The sequence below is a fragment of the Arthrobacter crystallopoietes genome (genome assembly GCF_017603825.1).
GTDB classification, from domain to species: domain Bacteria; phylum Actinomycetota; class Actinomycetes; order Actinomycetales; family Micrococcaceae; genus Crystallibacter; species Crystallibacter crystallopoietes_B.
This window is the reverse complement of the sequence record NZ_CP072014.1, coordinates 4121467-4138726: the sequence shown is the minus strand read 5'-3', so window position 1 is coordinate 4138726 and position 17260 is coordinate 4121467. Positions and strand designations below refer to the sequence as shown.

The window sequence follows — 17260 nt, the reverse complement described above, 5'->3', positions numbered from 1 at the left end:
TGTTATCTTTTTGTTATATTGGCTGTCTATGCCTGAATTGACCAGACAAGCCGCCATCAGGGGAGAACAGCCTGCTGCCACGCCGCAGCGGCGCAAATTCCTGCCCGAAGTCCAGGCCCTGCGCGCCCTTGCCGTGCTTCTCGTGGTGGTCTACCACCTGCAGCCCGGCTGGCTTCGCGGCGGATTTGTCGGCGTCGATGTCTTCTTCGTCATCTCCGGTTTCCTGATCACCGGACACATGCTGCGCGAAGTCCAGCGGACGGGCAGACTCTCGCTGGCCGCGTTCTGGGCCGCGCGGGCCCGGCGCATCCTGCCGGCAGCCCTGGTGACCATCGCCGCGGTCTGCCTGGCCACCTTCCTGCTGAGCCCGGCAACCCAGTGGGGGAGGATAGGTTCGCAGGCACTGGCCTCCACGTTTTACACGCAGAACTGGGTGCTCGCCGCCGACTCCACCGACTATATGGCGGCCGGCAACAGCGCCACCCCGCTGCAGCACTTCTGGTCGCTGGCCGTGGAGGAACAGTTCTACCTGTTCTGGCCGCTGCTGATGCTCCTTGCCGTGGCGCTCGGCCGGCGCTGGCGGGGAAAACGCGGGCGACAACTGCCTGCCGTGGTGTCGGTCTTCGCCGTGGTGGCGGCGGCGTCGCTGGTCTTCAGCATCTGGTTTACGGCCACGGGCAGTCCGGCGGCATACTTCATCACCCCCACCCGGATCTGGGAGCTCGCCCTCGGCGGGCTGCTCGCGGCGACTTTGACCTACACAGACCGCTGGCTGCGCGCCCGCAAGGTCCTGGCGCTGGCCGGAGCGGTTGCCATTCTCACCGCCGCCCTGACCTTCAGCGGCGCCACACCCTTCCCGGGTGCCGCCGCGCTGCTGCCTGTGCTCGGGACCATGGCCGTCATCGCCGCCGGGCGCACTGTGGGCGCCGCGTCGCTGCACACCATCATCGACCGCCGGCCCGTGCAGTGGCTGGGGAATGTCTCCTACTCCCTCTACCTCTGGCACTGGCCGCTGGCGGTGTACTACCGTACCCTCGCGGACCGGCCGCCGGGTGTATGGGAGAGCCTGTTCCTGCTGGCGGCCTCGCTGGGACTGGCGGCGGCGAGCTACTACTTCATTGAGACCCCGGTCCGTAAGGCCGGCTGGCTGTCGGCGCATCCGTGGCGTCCCATCGGCGCCGGCATTGTGGCCATGGGCCTGATCGGGACGCTCGCGCTGGCCCCCGGGCAGCAGCGCGAGCAGTTGGTGGCCGAACGCGCGGTGCAGACGCAGCAGTTGCTGGACGCCCCGCCATCGCAATTCGGGGCAAAGGCGATGGACGCCAGCGCCGACAAGAGCTTCGCCGGCGCAAATGAAGCCATCGTGCCGGATCCGAACAAGGCGATGGAGGACGAGTTCGACTTCGGCGACTGCGTGGCGCAGCAGCGCGATGCCGAGACGCCGGAGTGCGAATACGACTATCGCAAGAACGAGGGTGGACCCACCGTTGCGCTGGTGGGAGACTCCCACGCGGGGCAGTGGGTGCCCGCACTGGACGTCCTGGCCAAGGAGCGTGGCTGGAATCTGGTCACCTACATCCACAACTCGTGCCCGTTCACGCCGGAGCGGCGGGTGCTCGAGGCCGAGGGTAAATCCGTCTGCACCGAACCCAACGCACGGACCCTGGAACGGCTGGTCGACAGGGGCGATGTGGACGCGGTGATCACGTCCTATTTCTCTTCCTCGGTCTTCGAGGACACGGACACCGGCCACCGCCCTGGAGTAGTGGGCATGGCCGGGTACTGGAACACGCTGGCCGACGCCGGCATCGATGTCTACCCGATCGTGGACACCCCGGCACCGCGGCCGGGAGCGGATCCGCGGGACTGCGTGGACCTGCACTATGGCGAGCCCGAGCGCTGCAGCCAGCCGCGGTCCGAGGGCTTCGACGGCAAGGACATCACCCGTGAGGCAGCCGCCCTGGCGCCGCGGGCCCGGGTGGTCGACCTCTCGGACAAGTTCTGCGGCGCGGATTCCTGCCCGATGGTGATCGGCAACGTCATGCTTTACCGGGACTTCAACCACGTCACCCGGACCTACATGCTGACCCTCGTCGACCGGCTGGGGGAGGAGCTCGCGGCCGCCAAAGCGGAGTGAATCGCGGCAGGATTATGCCGCGTTCATGTCGAGTGCACCGTTTGTTTACCTGGGCATGACTGACTTAGCAGCCATGGAGACCAAACAGGCGGAAGGAAAAGTGCGCAAGTTCCTGCCCGAAATCCAGGCCTTGCGGGCGTTGGCAGTCCTGATGGTGGTGGTCTACCACCTCGAGCCGCGGTGGCTGCCCGGTGGGTTTGTCGGCGTCGACGTTTTCTTCGTCATTTCCGGTTTCCTGATCACCGGACACATGCTGCGCGAGGTGGCCCGGACGGGGACCGTCTCGTTGCGCCATTTCTGGGGCGCACGCATCCGGCGCATCCTGCCAGCAGCGCTGCTCACCGTCGTCGTTGTCCTGGTGGTCACGCTGATGATCGCTCCGATGACGCAGTGGCCGCAGATCGGCATCCAGGCGCTGGCCTCCACCTTCTACGTGCAGAACTGGGCCTTGGCCTCCAACTCGGTGGACTACCTCGCCGCCACGGAATCCGCCACTGCCCTGCAGCACTTCTGGTCGCTTGCTGTGGAGGAGCAGTTTTATGTGTTCTGGCCGCTGCTGGTCCTGCTGGCGGCCTACCTGGTCCGCAGGTCCAACGCGCGGCTGCAGGCCGGCGGGCAATTGCGCCGTGCGAGTTACTCGGTCACCCGCTGCGTGGGCCTGCTCTTCGCACTGGTCACCGCGGCCTCGCTGGTATTCGGGATCTGGTACACCGCAGGCGGCAGTCCGGCTGCCTACTTCATTACGCCTACCCGGATCTGGGAACTCGGGCTTGGCGGGCTGCTGGCACTCGCCTTGACCTACACGGACCGCCTGCCCCATCTGCGCAGCCTCCTTGCCGCCGCAGGCCTGGCCATGATCCTGGCAGCGGCCTTCCTGCTGGACGGTTCGACGCCCTTCCCCGGCACTGCGGCACTGCTCCCGGTCCTGGGCACCATGGCGATTATCGCCGCCGGCCGCACCAGCGGAGAGCTGTCGCTGCACCGGCTGGTGGACCTGAAGCCCGTGCAGTGGACAGGCAACATCTCCTACTCCCTCTACTTGTGGCACTGGCCGCTGATCGTCTTCTACAAGACGGTGGCAGGCATCGAGCCCGGGCCGGTGGCCAGCCTAGCGCTCCTGGCAGCGTCCTTCGGTTTGGCAGCGCTGTGTTACTACTACGTGGAAACCCCGGTACGCCGGTTCGGTTGGCTCAATTCCCAGGCCTGGCGCCCGCTGGCCGCGGGAGCCGCGGCCACCGCGCTGGTGGGCACACTGGCCTTCGTCCCGGGCAACCAACAGGAGCGGATCCTGGCGGAACGCGCAGTCCAGACATCGGCCCTGCTGGCCGCACCTCCCGAAGACTTCGGAGCAGAGGCAATGTCACCCGCCGCGGACCGGGCGTTTGCCGCTGAGTCCGATGTGATCGTGCCGGACCCCAGCCTGGCGAAGGAAGATAATTTCGACGTCGGCGACTGTGCCTCGCTGGCATCGGATCCGGATACGAAGGAATGCGAATTCGGGGACGAAGATGCGGAGAAGACCGTGGCATTGGTCGGGGACTCGCACGCTGCGCAATGGTTTGCCGCGCTGGAGCCGATTGCCGAGAAACAGGACTGGCAGCTGGTGACGTACCTGCACAACTCGTGCCCCTTCACCACGGAAATGCGGGTGGCCGAACGGGACGAGGACCTGCAGTGCACCGAGCCGAACCGCGAAACCCTGAACCGGATCATCGACAGGGGAGACGTGGATGCCGTCGTGACCTCCTACTACGCCAACGTAAACTTTGTGGATTCCGGCACCGGACACCGCCCGGGAGCTGCCGGCTTTGCCGAGAACTGGAACGCGCTGGCCGACGCCGGAATCGGGGTCTATCCACTGATCGACACTCCCCGGCCGCGCGCAGGAGCCATTGCCCCGGACTGCGTGGCGCAGTCCTACGAGCAACCGCAGGAGTGCAACCAGCCGCGCAGCGAAGCGTTCGACGGCCAGGACCTCACGCGGGAAGCCGCGGAACTGGCACCCCGGGCACGGGTGCTGGACCTTTCGGACGCCTTCTGCGGGGAGGATTCCTGTCCCGCCGTCATCGGCAACGTGCTGCTCTACGCGGACAAGAACCACATCACCAGGACTTACATGAAGACGCTGGCGCCGAGGCTCGAGGAAAAGCTGCTGGCAGCCATGGAAGAGGCGCAGTGAGCCTGCTGTCAGAAGCTTCGTTAATCTCTGATAGACTATTACCCGATTGTTTTGTGTGGCAGTGGATGAAGGCCGTTCCGAAGTTTCCGCAGGTTGGGAATTTGGGGATGGAGCCTGTTTCCGGTCCGCGGGGTTCTTGCGCGGTGAATGCCACACCTTTGCATGCCTACCGTCGTTTCAATCCGCAGTAGGCGTGGAGACGACTGGAAAGTGCCTGGCCTCGCAAAAGTGGCGGGGCAAAGCCTAGATAAACGGAGATCACGTAAGTGCCTACGATTAACCAGCTGGTCCGCAAGGGCCGCTCACCCAAGGTCAATAAGACCAAGGCGCCCGCGCTTAAGGGCAGCCCCATGAAGCGCGGCGTCTGCACCCGCGTTTACACCACCACCCCGAAGAAGCCGAACTCCGCTCTTCGTAAGGTAGCCCGTGTCCGCCTCAACGGTGGCATCGAAGTTACCGCCTACATCCCCGGTGTAGGCCACAACCTGCAGGAACACTCCATCGTGCTCGTTCGCGGCGGCCGTGTTAAGGACCTGCCGGGTGTCCGTTACAAGATCGTCCGTGGTGCACTCGACACCCAGGGCGTGAAGAACCGCAAGCAGGCTCGTAGCCGCTACGGCGCGAAGATGGAGAAGAAGTAATATGCCCCGCAAGGGTCCGGCCCCCAAGCGGCCGCTAGTTGTAGATCCCGTCCACGGTTCCCCGCTGGTTACCCAGCTGATCAACAAGGTTCTGGTCGACGGCAAGAAGTCCACTGCAGAGCGCATCGTTTACGGTGCCCTTGAAGGTGTCCAGACCAAGACCGGTGGCGATCCCGTTGCCGCTCTGAAGAAGGCCATGGACAATGTCCGGCCTACCCTCGAGGTCCGCTCCCGCCGTGTCGGTGGCGCCACGTACCAGGTTCCCGTTGAGGTCAAGCCGGGCCGCGCCACGGCTCTGGCACTGCGCTGGCTGGTTGGCTACTCCAAGGCCCGCCGCGAGAAGACCATGACCGAGCGTCTCATGAACGAGATTCTGGACGCCTCGAACGGTCTGGGTGCCGCTGTGAAGCGTCGCGAAGACACCCACAAGATGGCCGAGTCCAACAAGGCCTTCGCTCACTACCGCTGGTAAAAAACCTCTACCCACGACGGCGGCTGGCTGGCTCAGCTGCCCACCGCCGTCGTTGGTTGGGGCTCACCTAAAAAGGGAGAAACTGTGGCACTCGACGTGCTTACCGACCTTAATAAGGTCCGCAATATCGGCATCATGGCCCACATCGATGCCGGCAAGACCACCACTACGGAGCGCATCCTGTTCTACACGGGTGTGAGCCACAAGATCGGCGAAACGCACGACGGTGCTTCGACGACCGACTGGATGGAGCAGGAAAAGGAACGCGGCATCACCATCACCTCTGCCGCGGTGACCTGCTTCTGGGACCAGAACCAGATCAACATCATCGACACCCCGGGCCACGTGGACTTCACGGTTGAGGTCGAGCGCTCCCTGCGCGTTCTCGACGGCGCCGTTGCAGTCTTCGACGGCAAGGAAGGCGTGGAGCCGCAGTCCGAGACTGTGTGGCGCCAGGCCGACAAGTACGAAGTTCCGCGTATCTGCTTCGTCAACAAGATGGACAAGCTCGGTGCGGACTTCTACTACACCGTTGACACCATCATCAACCGCCTGGGTGCCAAGCCGCTGGTTATGCAGCTGCCGATCGGCTCCGAGAGCGACTTCGTCGGTGTCGTGGACCTGCTGACCATGAAGGCCCTGACCTGGCCGGGCGACTCCAAGGGTGACGTCACCATGGGTGCTGCCTACGAGACCGGCCCGATCCCGGCGGAGCTGCAGGCCAAGGCCGAGGAATACCGCGCCAAGCTGGTCGAGGATGTTGCAGAATCTTCCGATGAACTGATGAACAAGTTCCTCGAGGGCGAAGAGCCCACCATCGAGGAGCTCAAGGCCGGCATCCGCAAGATGGTTGTCAACTCGGAGATCTACCCGGTCTTCTGTGGCTCCGCGTTCAAGAACCGCGGCGTGCAGCCGATGCTGGACGCTGTCATCGATTACCTGCCTTCCCCGCTGGACGTTGCGTCGATGATCGGCCACGACCCGCAGAACGAAGAAAAGGAACTGACGCGCAAGCCGAGCGAGGACGAGCCGTTCTCCGCACTTGCGTTCAAGATCGCCGCCCACCCGTTCTTCGGGCAGCTGAACTTCATCCGCGTCTACTCCGGTAAGGCCGTGGCGGGTCAGCAGTTGCTGAACTCCACCAAGGGCAAGAAGGAGCGCCTGGGCAAGCTGTTCCAGATGCACGCCAACAAGGAAATGCCGGTCGACGAGCTGCATGCCGGCCACATCTACGCCGTCATCGGCCTCAAGGACACCACCACCGGCGACACCCTGTGTGCTCCCGATGCCCCGATCGTCCTCGAATCGATGTCCTTCCCGGAGCCGGTGATCTTCGTGGCCATCGAGCCGAAGACCAAGGGCGACCAGGAGAAGCTGTCCACGGCTATCCAGAAGCTCTCCGCCGAGGACCCGACGTTCACCGTCAGCCTGAACGAAGACACCGGCCAGACCGAAATCGGCGGCATGGGCGAGCTCCACCTGGACATCCTGGTGGACCGCATGCGTCGCGAGTTCAAGGTCGAGGCCAACGTCGGTAAGCCGCAGGTGGCATACCGCGAGACGATCAAGAAGGCCGTCGACAAGGTCGACTACACCCACAAGAAGCAGACGGGTGGATCCGGCCAGTTCGCAAAGGTCCAGGTGGCCTTCGAGCCGCTGGATACTTCCGAAGGCGTCTTCTACGAATTCGAGAACAAGGTCACTGGTGGCCGTATCCCCCGCGAGTACATTCCCTCGGTGGATCAAGGTATCCAGAGTGCCCTGCAGCTCGGTGTGCTGGCCGGCTACCCGCTGGTTGGCGTGAAGGCCACTCTGCTTGACGGCGCCTACCACGACGTCGACTCTTCGGAAATGGCGTTCAAGATCGCCGGTTCCCAGGTGCTGAAGGAAGGCGTCAAGCGCGCCAACCCGGTCCTGCTCGAACCGCTGATGGCTGTTGAAGTACGTACCCCTGAGGAATACATGGGCGACGTCATCGGTGACCTGAACTCCCGCCGTGGCATGATCCAGTCCATGGAAGATGCCTCGGGTGTGAAGGTTGTCCGCGCCAACGTGCCGCTGTCCGAGATGTTCGGCTACATCGGCGACCTGCGTTCCAAGACGCAGGGCCGTGCTGTGTACTCGATGCAGTTCGAGAGCTACTCTGAGGTCCCGAAGGCAGTTGCCGACGAGATCATCCAGAAGACGCGCGGCGAGTAAGTTCCGGTAGCGTCCCGGTCCGCCGGGGCAACACCAAACGCAGTGGGCCGGTCACTCCGGTGGGCGGTCCACTGCACCGCAGGCCGAGGGTAACGGCAAGTTGCCGGTACCTGAAGAAATCTGTAATTTCACCAAATACAAAAGCCCGAAGTAGACTTGTTCAGGTTTCGGTAACGAAAAGCGTTACCGAAGAGCAATTCTTCTCAAAACGTTCTAGGAGGAACCCGTGGCGAAGGCAAAGTTCGAGCGGACTAAGCCGCACGTCAACATTGGCACCATCGGTCACGTTGACCACGGTAAGACCACGTTGACCGCTGCTATTTCCAAGGTGCTTCATGACAAGTACCCCGATCTCAACGAGCAGCGTGACTTCGCAGCTATCGACTCTGCCCCGGAAGAGCGCCAGCGCGGTATCACCATCAACATCTCGCACATCGAATACCAGACCGAGAAGCGCCACTACGCACACGTAGACGCTCCCGGTCACGCTGACTACATCAAGAACATGATCACTGGTGCAGCTCAGATGGACGGCGCAATCCTCGTGGTTGCCGCTACCGATGGCCCGATGGCTCAGACCCGCGAGCACGTTCTGCTGGCCCGCCAGGTTGGTGTTCCCTACCTGCTGGTCGCGCTGAACAAGTCCGACATGGTTGAAGACGAAGAGCTCCTCGACCTCGTCGAAATGGAAGTTCGCGAACTGCTCAGCTCGCAGGAGTTCGACGGCGACAACGCTCCCGTCGTGCGCGTTTCCGGCCTGAAGGCGCTGGAAGGCGACCCGCAGTGGGTCAAGTCCGTTGAGGACCTGATGGAAGCCGTTGACGAAAACGTTCCGGACCCGGTCCGCGACAAGGACAAGCCGTTCCTGATGCCGATCGAGGACGTCTTCACCATCACCGGCCGCGGTACGGTTGTAACCGGCCGCGCCGAGCGTGGTACCCTCGCCATCAACTCCGAGGTCGAGATCGTCGGTATCCGTCCGATCCAGAAGACCACGGTCACCGGTATCGAGATGTTCCACAAGCAGCTCGACGAGGCATGGGCCGGCGAGAACTGTGGTCTGCTGCTCCGCGGTATCAAGCGCGAAGACGTAGAGCGCGGCCAGGTTGTTGTGAAGCCGGGTTCCATCACTCCGCACACCGACTTCGAGGCCAACGTCTACATCCTGTCCAAGGATGAAGGCGGACGCCACAACCCGTTCTACTCGAACTACCGCCCGCAGTTCTACTTCCGTACCACGGACGTAACCGGCGTTATCACCCTGCCGGAAGGCACGGAAATGGTTATGCCTGGCGACAACACTGAGATGACCGTTGAGCTCATCCAGCCGATCGCTATGGAAGAGGGCCTCGGCTTCGCTATCCGTGAGGGTGGCCGCACCGTTGGATCCGGTCGCGTTACCAAGATCATCAAGTAATTACTTGGTTCTTGGGTAATCGGCCCGGTGCAGCTGCACCGGAATGAGACCAGGAAAACCCCCGCTGTTTACGCAGCGGGGGTTTTCTGTCTTAACTTCCGTTGACCGGCTCCGGCTGGTCCGAGTGGTGCGTGCTGGCTGGACTCCTCTCAGACGGGCTGGTGGAGGCAGAGAACGTTGCCTTCCGGATCCGCAAACCATGCGCAGCGGAGATTGTCGCTGGTTGCGATGTGGTTGATGGTCTTCAGACCTGGCAGGTCGTAGTCTTCGAATTTGATGCCACGGCCTTCAAGATCCTTCATCTCTGCTTCCAGATCGGCTACCTCGAAACTGACGGCAGTGTTCTGCGACGGAGTGGCATCCGGCCGCCGCAGCAGTTCGAGCGCGGTAGCTCCGTCGGCGGAGAAAATGAAGGTGTCGTCATCCATGAGGCCCTGAGGTTCGAGACCTAGGGACTTCTCGTAGAAATCGCGTGCGCGGTCCAGATCTTTCACGGGCAGGACCGCGGTCATTTTGGTAGTGCTGAGCACTGCGTCCAACTCCCTTCGTGCAATCGGCGTGCGGACACCTACAGAATAGTCTTGCTGGAGCTCTCCGGACCGGTCTGGCAGTGACAAATTTCAGCATGCGCTGGAGTGTTCGCAAAGGACCTGATGGCGAACGTGCTGCTGGTTATCCACAGCCATGGAATGCGGCTCCGGTGCACCGACACGCGTCTCATATACTGAGCGGAACAGTCTCAAATAATGAAGAGGTCCGGGGGATACGGAGCTATTCGCGGTCATCCTGCTGGCCGGCGGGCGTTTCTTGCGGGCTGGTTCATCAGCCTCCGTAGGGCCGGCGCCAAAGAAGCCCCGGGGGAGTGGGCGGCCCTGTTACCGCCGCCGAACCAGGTATATGAGGAGGGCTACCGCCAGGGATTCCTTGATGCACAGCAATGGAGCCCGCCGGCGTTCGGGCTGCATCCGCTGGCGATGCCCCGGCGCCACCGGTTACCACGCGACAGGGACCTTCACCGCAGGCTCCGACGGCGCAGCCCGGTCCAACGTTTAGTCCGCCGTCGCAGAACATGCCGCGGGAGCCTCTGGCTGGGCAGCAGCCGGGCGTCCATCAGGAACAGCCTCTATAGCTGCCTACGAGTTCGTCCGCGGTCGGGATCAACGCGGCGCGATCGTGCTGGCCGTTGCCGCATTGGCTCTGCTGGCCTTCGCAGTCTGGAAATTGATCCGGCACGGCAAGCAAGACGCGGAGCGGCAGTAGGATCGGAGCATGGAGTGGATAGTCTTTTGGATCGTAGTCGGCATTGTGGTGGCCGTGGCGGGGGCCGCCATGTGGGGCCGCAAGTATTTCCGGCATGAAATCGACCGGGCCAAGCGGATCCGTCGCGCCAACCAGGACGGCGAACGCTAGACGCGTACGGGCTTGATGCGCGGAGCGCGGATCGGCGATGGGCCGGGGGCTGCAGGCTGCCGCCGCCGGCACCTCAGCGCCGAAGGCTGCTGGTATCGGCTGCCCGTAGCGACGTGATTTCCTGCAGCCAGTTGTAAGAGGATTTCGGAATGCGCTGCTGGGTTTCGAAATCCACGTAAACCAGTCCGAAGCGTTGGCTGTAGCCGGCGGCCCACTCGAAGTTGTCCATCAGCGTCCAGATGTAATAGCCCCGCAGGTCGATCGATTCGGCTGGCCCGCCGGGAGCGGTGGCATTCAGAGCCGCCGCCAGATGGTCACTGAGATAGTTGATGCGCTTTACATCGGCAACGTGCGGCTCCAATGTCAGGGCATCCTGAACCACCACATCGGGGAAGCTGGCGCCGCCCTCGGTGATGAAGACCGGCGGCAACCCTGGATACCTGTTCGCCATTTCCGTCAGGGCGACGGCGAGATACTCGGGTGCGATGGGCCAACCGAAAGCCGTGCGGTCGTACTGCGGCCAACCGGTGATGTGGAAGGGCAGGTCCGGACTGTCCTCAAGCATATGCTCCGGCACCCCCTCCGGAATGGCATCCGGACCGGTGTTAGGTCCCGAGCCGGGTGCAATCCTGGTCGGAAAGTAGTAATTCAACCCGTAGAAATCCAGCGGCTGGCTCATGATCGCCAGATCCTCCGGGGAAACATCCGTGAGGTAATGCAGGAACGGTGTCAGCAGCGGATTGAAGTCCGAATAGCGCCCGAGCAGGACCGGGTCGGAGAACATCGCGTTGTGCAGGATGTCGAAGAGCTCCACCATCAGGTCATTGGCAAAGCCGCCGCGGGCGGAGACCACGGGGGAATACACGTTGGTGATGCCGAGTTCGCCGGGAACGTTGGCACTGCGCAGCGCCTGAATGCTCAGCCCATGGGCCAGAATCATATGGTGCGCCGCGGGCAAGGCCTCGAACAGGCCGGGATAACCCGGAGCATGGATGCCCAGCGCATAGCCGTTGAGGGCGACTGTGGTGGGTTCATTGATAGTGACCCAGCGGTGGACCCGGTCACCGAAGGCCTCCGCGGCGAGCCCGGCGAAGTCAGCCAGCCGGTAAGCGGTCTCGCGGTTGAGCCATCCGCCGGCCTGCTCGAGTGGCAGCGGAGTGTCCCAGTGGTAGAGCGTGCACATGGGGGAGATGCCGCGCTCGAGCAGCTGGTCGAGGAGCCGGTCGTAGAAATCGATGCCTGCCTGGTTGACCTGACCGCGGCCGTCCGGCTGGATACGCGGCCAGGAAAGGGAGAAGCGGTACGAGTCGACGCCGAGCGCATGCAGCAGTTCGACGTCTTCGGGCATCCGGTGATAGTGGTCGCAGGCGACGTCGGCCCGGTCACCGTTGACGATGTGGCCTTCCTGCTGGGAGAAGGCGTCCCAACCCGAGGGCCCGCGGCCGTCCTCAGCCACGGCACCTTCGATTTGGAAGGCTGCCGTGGCAACTCCCAGCGTGAAGTCAGGCGGGATCAGTGCTGCCAGGCTCTGCGGTGTCATGCCCATGATCAAGTCCTTAGATCAAGCCGCCGGCGGCCGGAAGAGCCGTCGATAATCAGAAGCATCTCACTTCAAGGCGGCTGCGTCACGGCAATTTGTGGCGTCCGCAGACAAATAGCTATGGTGGGGGAGGAACACATTAATAGTTCAGAGCGGGCCGGAGTCTATACCCGGCCGGTGCAGATGCCCGGCAACCCGGCGCAGATTGGCGTTTCATGCCGATATCTGCCACACTAGATGAGTTGTTCAAGCGCTTCCTTATGTCGTCGTGCGAAACCGCGTCCCGCCCGGGATAATGCCCGGGGCCAGGGTCAGGTTCCACTAGGCGGAGAAGCCCAAATATAACCCGCCCCAATCTTGCATGGGTTCGTGCGCAGAATATTCGCGACACGCCCGAGCGCGGGGGTCGGAGCCTCGGCAGGGTGAGGAACCCGGAAATATCCGGATTCAGTCTGTTGGAGGAGCGCCAGGTGCGGACTTGATCCGGCCGGAGGGGCGCAGACCGGAAATTAACAGAGCAGCACTGAGAAAGAGAGCGGAGACGCCATGGCGGGACAGAAAATCCGCATCCGTCTGAAGTCATATGACCATGAGGTCATTGATGTTTCAGCACGGAAGATCGTTGAGACGGTCACGCGTGCAGGCGCAACGGTAGTCGGCCCCGTGCCGCTGCCCACCGAGAAGAACGTGTACTGCGTTATTCGTTCGCCGCACAAGTACAAGGACAGCCGTGAGCACTTTGAAATGCGTACTCACAAGCGTCTGATCGACATTATTGACCCCACGCCGAAGGCCGTTGACTCGCTCATGCGTCTTGACCTGCCTGCTGACGTGAACATCGAAATCAAGCTGTAGGGGAGTGCGGATAAATATGTCTACCACTACACGCCAGGTAAAGGGACTGCTGGGCACCAAGCTCGGCATGACCCAGGTCTGGGACGAGAACAACCGCCTTGTGCCGGTAACTGTCGTCCAGGCTGACTCCAACGTCATCACTCAGCTGCGCAATGCAGATGTTGATGGTTACACCGCCGTTCAGATCGGCTTCGGCCAGATCGACCCCCGCAAGGTGTCCAAGCCGCTGGCTGGCCACTTTGAGAAGGCCGGTGTCACCCCCCGCCGCCACGTAGTTGAACTGCGCACCTCAGATGCAGACACCTACGAGCTGGGCCAGGAGCTCTCCGTGGAGACTTTCGAAGCCGGCCAGAAGGTCGACGTCGTCGGAACCTCCAAGGGTAAGGGCTTCGCCGGTGTTATGAAGCGTCACGGCTTCCATGGTGTTGGTGCCTCCCACGGTGCCCACAAGAACCACCGTAAGCCCGGTTCCATCGGTGGCGCGTCCACCCCGGGCCGCGTCTTCAAGGGCCTCAAGATGGCCGGCCGTATGGGCGCCGTCCGCCACACCACACTGAACCTGACCGTTCACGCTGTGGACACTGAGAAGTCGCTGCTCTTGATCAAGGGTGCCGTTCCCGGTGCCCGCGGCTCGGTCGTTCTCGTCCGTTCCGCTGTGAAGGGAGCCTAGTTCAATGGCTAACACTGTAAATGTCGATCTGCCTGCAGAGATCTTCGACGTACAGACCAACGTGCCGCTGCTGCACCAGGTTGTCGTCGCGCAGCTCGCAGCTGCCCGCCAGGGCACGCATAAGACCAAGACCCGCGCCGAGGTTTCGGGTGCTGGCCGCAAGCCGTTCAAGCAGAAGGGCACCGGCCGCGCCCGTCAGGGTTCCATCCGTGCACCTCACATGACCGGCGGTGGCGTTGTCCACGGTCCGACCCCGCGCGATTACAGCCAGCGCACCCCCAAGAAGATGAAGGCTGCTGCCCTGCGCGGCGCCCTGTCCGACCGGGCACGCAACGGCCGCATCCACGTTCTCGAGTCCCTGGTTTCCGGCGAGAAGCCGAACACCAAGGGTGCCCTCGAGTCCCTGCGGTCCGTCTCTGACCGTAAGAACCTGCTCGTTGTTATCGAGCGCGCCAACGATGTTGCGGCCCTGAGCCTGCGCAACATCGCGGAAGTTCACACGATCTACGTAGATCAGCTGAACACCTACGACGTGCTGATTTCCGACGACGTGGTCTTCACCAAGGCAGCCTACGAGGCTTTCGTCAACAAGGAGGACGCCAAGTGAGCGCGACCACCGCTAAGGACCCCCGCGACGTCGTCATTGCACCCGTCGTTTCGGAGAAGAGCTACGGCCTGATCGACGAAGGTAAGTACACCTTCCTGGTCGACCCGCGCTCGAACAAGACCGAGATCAAGCTGGCCGTGGAGAAAATCTTCTCCGTCAAGGTCGACTCGATCAACACCATCAACCGTGCCGGGAAGCGCAAGCGCACCCGTTTCGGATGGGGACAGCGCAAGAACACCAAGCGCGCAATTGTCACCCTGAAGGAAGGCACAATCGACATCTTCGGCGGTCCGCTTTCTTAAGCGGAGACCACTTTAACGAGGAAATAAACTATGGGAATCCGTAAACACAAGCCGACTACGCCGGGCCGCCGCGGCTCTAGCGTTGCCGACTTTGCTGAAATCACGCGATCGACGCCGGAAAAGTCGTTGGTTCGTCCCCTGACCAAGTCGGGCGGCCGTAACAACTCCGGTAAGATCACTACCCGCCATAAGGGTGGTGGCCACAAGCGCGCCTACCGTCTGATCGACTTCCGTCGTCACGACAAGGACGGCGTGCCGGCCAAGGTTGCCGAGATCGAATATGATCCGAACCGTACCGCCCGTATCGCACTGCTGCACTACGTTGATGGCACCAAGCGTTACATCCTTGCTCCGGCCAAGCTGAAGCAGGGCGACGTTGTTGAGGCCGGCGCCAGCGCCGACATCAAGCCCGGCAACAACCTGCCGCTGCGCAACATCCCCGTGGGTACTGTTATCCACGCCGTTGAACTGCGTCCTGGCGGCGGTGCCAAGATGGCCCGCTCCGCCGGTGCCTCGGTACAGCTCGTTGCCAAGGAAGGCAAGTACGGCCAGCTCCGTCTGCCTTCCGGCGAAATCCGCAACGTTGACGTGCGCTGCCGCGCATCCATCGGCGAGGTCGGCAACGCCGAGCAGTCCAACATCAACTGGGGCAAGGCCGGCCGCCTGCGCTGGAAGGGCGTTCGCCCGACCGTCCGTGGTGTGGCTATGAACCCGATCGACCACCCGCACGGTGGTGGTGAAGGTAAGACCTCCGGTGGACGCCACCCGGTCAACCCGAACGGTAAGCCTGAGGGCCGTACCCGCCGCCCCAACAAGGAAAGCGACAAGCTCATTGTGCGTCGCCGTCGTACTGGCAAGAACAAGCGATAGGAGCCTGGAGACATGCCACGCAGCCTGAAGAAAGGCCCCTTCGTCGATCAGCACCTCTTTGTCAAGGTAGCTGCAGAGAACGAAAAGGGCACCAAGAACGTCATTAAGACGTGGTCCCGCCGTTCGATGATCGTTCCCGACATGCTCGGGCACACGATCGCCGTACACGACGGACGCAAGCACATTCCGGTGTTTGTCACCGAGTCGATGGTCGGGCACAAGCTCGGCGAATTCGCCCCGACGCGGACTTTCCGCGGCCATGTGAAGGACGACCGTAAGGGCAAGCGCCGCTAGGCGCTCGCTCGTACGGCAGAAGACGAGAGAAGGAAAGCAATGGAAGCCAAGGCTATTGCGCGCCATATTCGCGTGACGCCTATGAAGGCCCGGCGCGTCGTCAACCTTGTTCGTGGCAAGCAGGCGAATGAGGCTCTGGCAATTCTGAAGTTTGCCCCGCAGGCAGCTTCGGAGCCGGTCAGCAAGGTACTCGCATCGGCAGTCGCCAACGCCCGCGTTCTCGCGGACCGTGACGGCGTCGCCTTTGACGAGAGCGACCTGTACATCAGCGAAGCATTTGTCGATGAAGGCCCGACCATGAAGCGGTTCCAGCCGCGTGCCCAGGGCCGCGCCTACCGCATCAACAAGCGGACCAGCCACATCACACTTGTTGTCGCTACCCCGGAGAAAGAGGAGGACCAGTAAGTGGGACAGAAAGTAAACCCGCACGGATTCCGACTCGGTATCACCACCGACCACGTTTCCCACTGGTTCGCTGACAGCAACAAGGCCGGCCAGCGTTACAAGGACTTCGTTCGCGAAGACGTCAAGATCCGCCAGCTTATGTCCACGGGCATGGAGCGGGCAGGTATTGCCAAGGTTGAGATCGAGCGCACCCGTGACCGTGTCCGCGTGGACATCCACACCGCACGCCCCGGTATCGTTATCGGCCGCCGCGGTGCAGAAGCTGACCGCATCCGCGGCGAGCTCGAAAAGCTGACCGGCAAGCAGGTTCAGCTGAACATCCTTGAGGTCAAGAACCCCGAGATCGAAGCACAGCTCGTTGCCCAGGGCATCGCCGAGCAGCTGACTTCCCGCGTGGCTTTCCGCCGCGCGATGAAGAAGGCAATGCAGTCCGCACAGCGGGCCGGCGCCAAGGGTATCCGCGTTCAGTGCTCCGGCCGCCTGGGTGGCGCCGAAATGAGCCGTTCGGAGTTCTACCGCGAAGGCCGTGTGCCCCTGCACACCCTCCGCGCGAACATCGACTACGGTTTCTTCGAAGCCAAGACCACCTTCGGCCGCATCGGCGTGAAGGTCTGGATCTACAAGGGCGACGTTACTGCCAAGGAACTGGCTGCGCAGCAGGCTGCAGCTCCGTCCCGCGGCCGTGGCGGAGACCGTCCGGGCCGCGGCCCGGCGGACCGCGGTGGCGAACGCCGTCGTCGTAATGACCGTCCTGCTCAGGCTTCGGCCGATGCAGCTCCCAAGGCCGAGGCTCCGGCTGCTGAAGCAGCTGCCGCTCCGGCTGCCGAAGGAGGACAGGCTTAAATGCTTATCCCACGTCGAGTCAAGCACCGTAAGCAGCACCACCCGGGTCGTTCCGGCGCTGCAACGGGCGGCACCCAGGTCAGCTTCGGCGAGTGGGGTATCCAGGCGCTTACGCCTGCATACGTCACCAACCGGCAGATCGAAGCAGCCCGTATCGCGATGACCCGCCACATCAAGCGTGGCGGTAAGGTCTGGATCAATATTTATCCGGACCGCCCCCTGACGAAGAAGCCGGCCGAAACCCGTATGGGTTCCGGTAAGGGTTCGCCGGAGTGGTGGGTTGCCAACGTCAAGCCGGGCCGGGTTCTGTTCGAACTCTCCGGTGTCAGTGAAGAGGTAGCTCGCGAGGCACTGCGCCTGGCGATCCACAAGCTCCCGTTGAAGGCACGCATTGTGCGTCGCGAAGGTGGTGAATAGAA

18 protein-coding genes are annotated in these 17260 nt (G+C 62.7%); 16 read left to right on the top strand and 2 right to left on the bottom strand.

The window, feature by feature from the left end; genetic code table 11:
* Nucleotides 1–28: 28 nt before the first annotated feature.
* The 6 genes from J5251_RS19020 to tuf all read left to right on the top strand — a co-directional run bounded on the left by J5251_RS19020 (nucleotide 29) and on the right by tuf (nucleotide 9045).
* A complete protein-coding gene (locus J5251_RS19020) occupies nucleotides 29–2137 on the top strand; it encodes an acyltransferase family protein (protein ID WP_208574857.1) in 2109 nt (702 codons plus the stop codon).
* 55 nt (nucleotides 2138–2192) lie between these two features.
* A complete protein-coding gene (locus tag J5251_RS19015; RefSeq protein ID WP_244250730.1) occupies nucleotides 2193–4316 on the top strand; it encodes an acyltransferase family protein in 2124 nt (707 codons plus the stop codon).
* Nucleotides 4317–4582: 266 nt separating this feature from the next.
* A complete protein-coding gene (gene rpsL / locus J5251_RS19010) occupies nucleotides 4583–4957 on the top strand; it encodes a 30S ribosomal protein S12 (RefSeq protein ID WP_074701279.1) in 375 nt (124 codons plus the stop codon).
* Nucleotide 4958: 1 nt separating this feature from the next.
* Nucleotides 4959–5429, top strand: coding sequence for a 30S ribosomal protein S7 (gene rpsG, locus J5251_RS19005; RefSeq protein ID WP_139005738.1), 471 nt, complete (start codon nucleotides 4959–4961; stop codon nucleotides 5427–5429).
* A gap of 84 nt (nucleotides 5430–5513) precedes the next feature.
* The gene (gene fusA / locus J5251_RS19000) at nucleotides 5514–7628 is read left to right on the top strand and encodes an elongation factor G (RefSeq protein WP_139005739.1); all 2115 of its coding nucleotides are present in this window, start codon (nucleotides 5514–5516) and stop codon (nucleotides 7626–7628) included.
* A gap of 226 nt (nucleotides 7629–7854) precedes the next feature.
* Entirely contained in the window at nucleotides 7855–9045 is a 1191-nt protein-coding gene (gene tuf / locus J5251_RS18995; RefSeq protein ID WP_139005740.1) for an elongation factor Tu, read from the top strand.
* 149 nt (nucleotides 9046–9194) lie between these two features.
* On the opposite strand, the gene J5251_RS18990 is transcribed toward tuf, so the two are convergent.
* On the bottom strand, nucleotides 9195–9575 hold the full coding sequence (locus J5251_RS18990; RefSeq protein ID WP_139005741.1) for a VOC family protein: 381 nt from the start codon (nucleotides 9573–9575) through the stop codon (nucleotides 9195–9197).
* Nucleotides 9576–10314: 739 nt separating this feature from the next.
* Between J5251_RS18990 and J5251_RS18985 the strand changes: the two genes are divergently transcribed.
* Nucleotides 10315–10455 carry a hypothetical protein gene (locus J5251_RS18985; RefSeq protein WP_171059391.1) on the top strand — a complete coding sequence of 47 codons (141 nt, stop codon included), beginning with the start codon at nucleotides 10315–10317 and terminating at the stop codon, nucleotides 10453–10455.
* A gap of 73 nt (nucleotides 10456–10528) precedes the next feature.
* Here the strand turns inward: J5251_RS18985 and J5251_RS18980 are convergent, their stop codons facing one another.
* Complete coding sequence (locus tag J5251_RS18980) at nucleotides 10529–12001, bottom strand: GH1 family beta-glucosidase (protein ID WP_208574856.1); 1473 nt, start codon at nucleotides 11999–12001, stop codon at nucleotides 10529–10531.
* Between the two features lie 540 nt (nucleotides 12002–12541).
* Here J5251_RS18980 and rpsJ point away from each other — a divergent pair.
* From rpsJ to rplP, 9 genes are read left to right on the top strand one after another with little or no spacing between them, the layout of a single operon-like run.
* A complete protein-coding gene (gene rpsJ / locus J5251_RS18975; RefSeq protein ID WP_003803825.1) occupies nucleotides 12542–12850 on the top strand; it encodes a 30S ribosomal protein S10 in 309 nt (102 codons plus the stop codon).
* A gap of 16 nt (nucleotides 12851–12866) precedes the next feature.
* A complete protein-coding gene (rplC, locus tag J5251_RS18970; RefSeq protein ID WP_139005742.1) occupies nucleotides 12867–13520 on the top strand; it encodes a 50S ribosomal protein L3 in 654 nt (217 codons plus the stop codon).
* A 4-nt stretch (nucleotides 13521–13524) separates the two neighbouring features.
* Nucleotides 13525–14127, top strand: coding sequence for a 50S ribosomal protein L4 (gene rplD / locus J5251_RS18965; protein WP_139005743.1), 603 nt, complete (start codon nucleotides 13525–13527; stop codon nucleotides 14125–14127).
* Complete coding sequence (gene rplW, locus J5251_RS18960; RefSeq protein ID WP_139005744.1) at nucleotides 14124–14429, top strand: 50S ribosomal protein L23; 306 nt, start codon at nucleotides 14124–14126, stop codon at nucleotides 14427–14429. Before rplD ends, rplW begins: the two co-directional genes overlap by 4 nt.
* A 30-nt stretch (nucleotides 14430–14459) precedes the next feature.
* Complete coding sequence (rplB, locus tag J5251_RS18955; protein ID WP_139005745.1) at nucleotides 14460–15299, top strand: 50S ribosomal protein L2; 840 nt, start codon at nucleotides 14460–14462, stop codon at nucleotides 15297–15299.
* A gap of 12 nt (nucleotides 15300–15311) precedes the next feature.
* Nucleotides 15312–15593 (top strand): 30S ribosomal protein S19, encoded by a 282-nt coding sequence (rpsS, locus tag J5251_RS18950; protein ID WP_074701289.1) that lies wholly within the window; start codon nucleotides 15312–15314, stop codon nucleotides 15591–15593.
* 39 nt (nucleotides 15594–15632) lie between these two features.
* Nucleotides 15633–15998, top strand: coding sequence for a 50S ribosomal protein L22 (gene rplV / locus J5251_RS18945; protein ID WP_074701290.1), 366 nt, complete (start codon nucleotides 15633–15635; stop codon nucleotides 15996–15998).
* On the top strand, nucleotides 15999–16841 hold the full coding sequence (gene rpsC, locus J5251_RS18940) for a 30S ribosomal protein S3 (protein ID WP_074701291.1): 843 nt from the start codon (nucleotides 15999–16001) through the stop codon (nucleotides 16839–16841).
* On the top strand, nucleotides 16842–17258 hold the full coding sequence (rplP, locus tag J5251_RS18935) for a 50S ribosomal protein L16 (protein WP_074701292.1): 417 nt from the start codon (nucleotides 16842–16844) through the stop codon (nucleotides 17256–17258).
* The last annotated feature ends 2 nt before the right edge of the window (nucleotides 17259–17260 follow it).

Excerpts from the sequence above, each read along its gene's own strand:
- J5251_RS19020 (WP_208574857.1), top strand. The coding sequence starts at position 29 with ATGCCTGAATTGACCAGACAAGCCGCCATCAGGGGAGAACAGCCTGCT.
- J5251_RS19015 (WP_244250730.1), top strand. The coding sequence starts at position 2,193 with ATGACTGACTTAGCAGCCATGGAGACCAAACAGGCGGAAGGAAAAGTG.
- rpsG (WP_139005738.1), top strand. The coding sequence starts at position 4,959 with ATGCCCCGCAAGGGTCCGGCCCCCAAGCGGCCGCTAGTTGTAGATCCC.
- J5251_RS18985 (WP_171059391.1), top strand. The coding sequence starts at position 10,315 with ATGGAGTGGATAGTCTTTTGGATCGTAGTCGGCATTGTGGTGGCCGTG.
- J5251_RS18980 (WP_208574856.1), bottom strand. The coding sequence starts at position 12,001 with ATGGGCATGACACCGCAGAGCCTGGCAGCACTGATCCCGCCTGACTTC.
- rpsJ (WP_003803825.1), top strand. The coding sequence starts at position 12,542 with ATGGCGGGACAGAAAATCCGCATCCGTCTGAAGTCATATGACCATGAG.
- rplC (WP_139005742.1), top strand. The coding sequence starts at position 12,867 with ATGTCTACCACTACACGCCAGGTAAAGGGACTGCTGGGCACCAAGCTC.
- rplD (WP_139005743.1), top strand. The coding sequence starts at position 13,525 with ATGGCTAACACTGTAAATGTCGATCTGCCTGCAGAGATCTTCGACGTA.
- rplB (WP_139005745.1), top strand. The coding sequence starts at position 14,460 with ATGGGAATCCGTAAACACAAGCCGACTACGCCGGGCCGCCGCGGCTCT.
- rpsS (WP_074701289.1), top strand. The coding sequence starts at position 15,312 with ATGCCACGCAGCCTGAAGAAAGGCCCCTTCGTCGATCAGCACCTCTTT.
- rplV (WP_074701290.1), top strand. The coding sequence starts at position 15,633 with ATGGAAGCCAAGGCTATTGCGCGCCATATTCGCGTGACGCCTATGAAG.
- rplP (WP_074701292.1), top strand. The coding sequence starts at position 16,842 with ATGCTTATCCCACGTCGAGTCAAGCACCGTAAGCAGCACCACCCGGGT.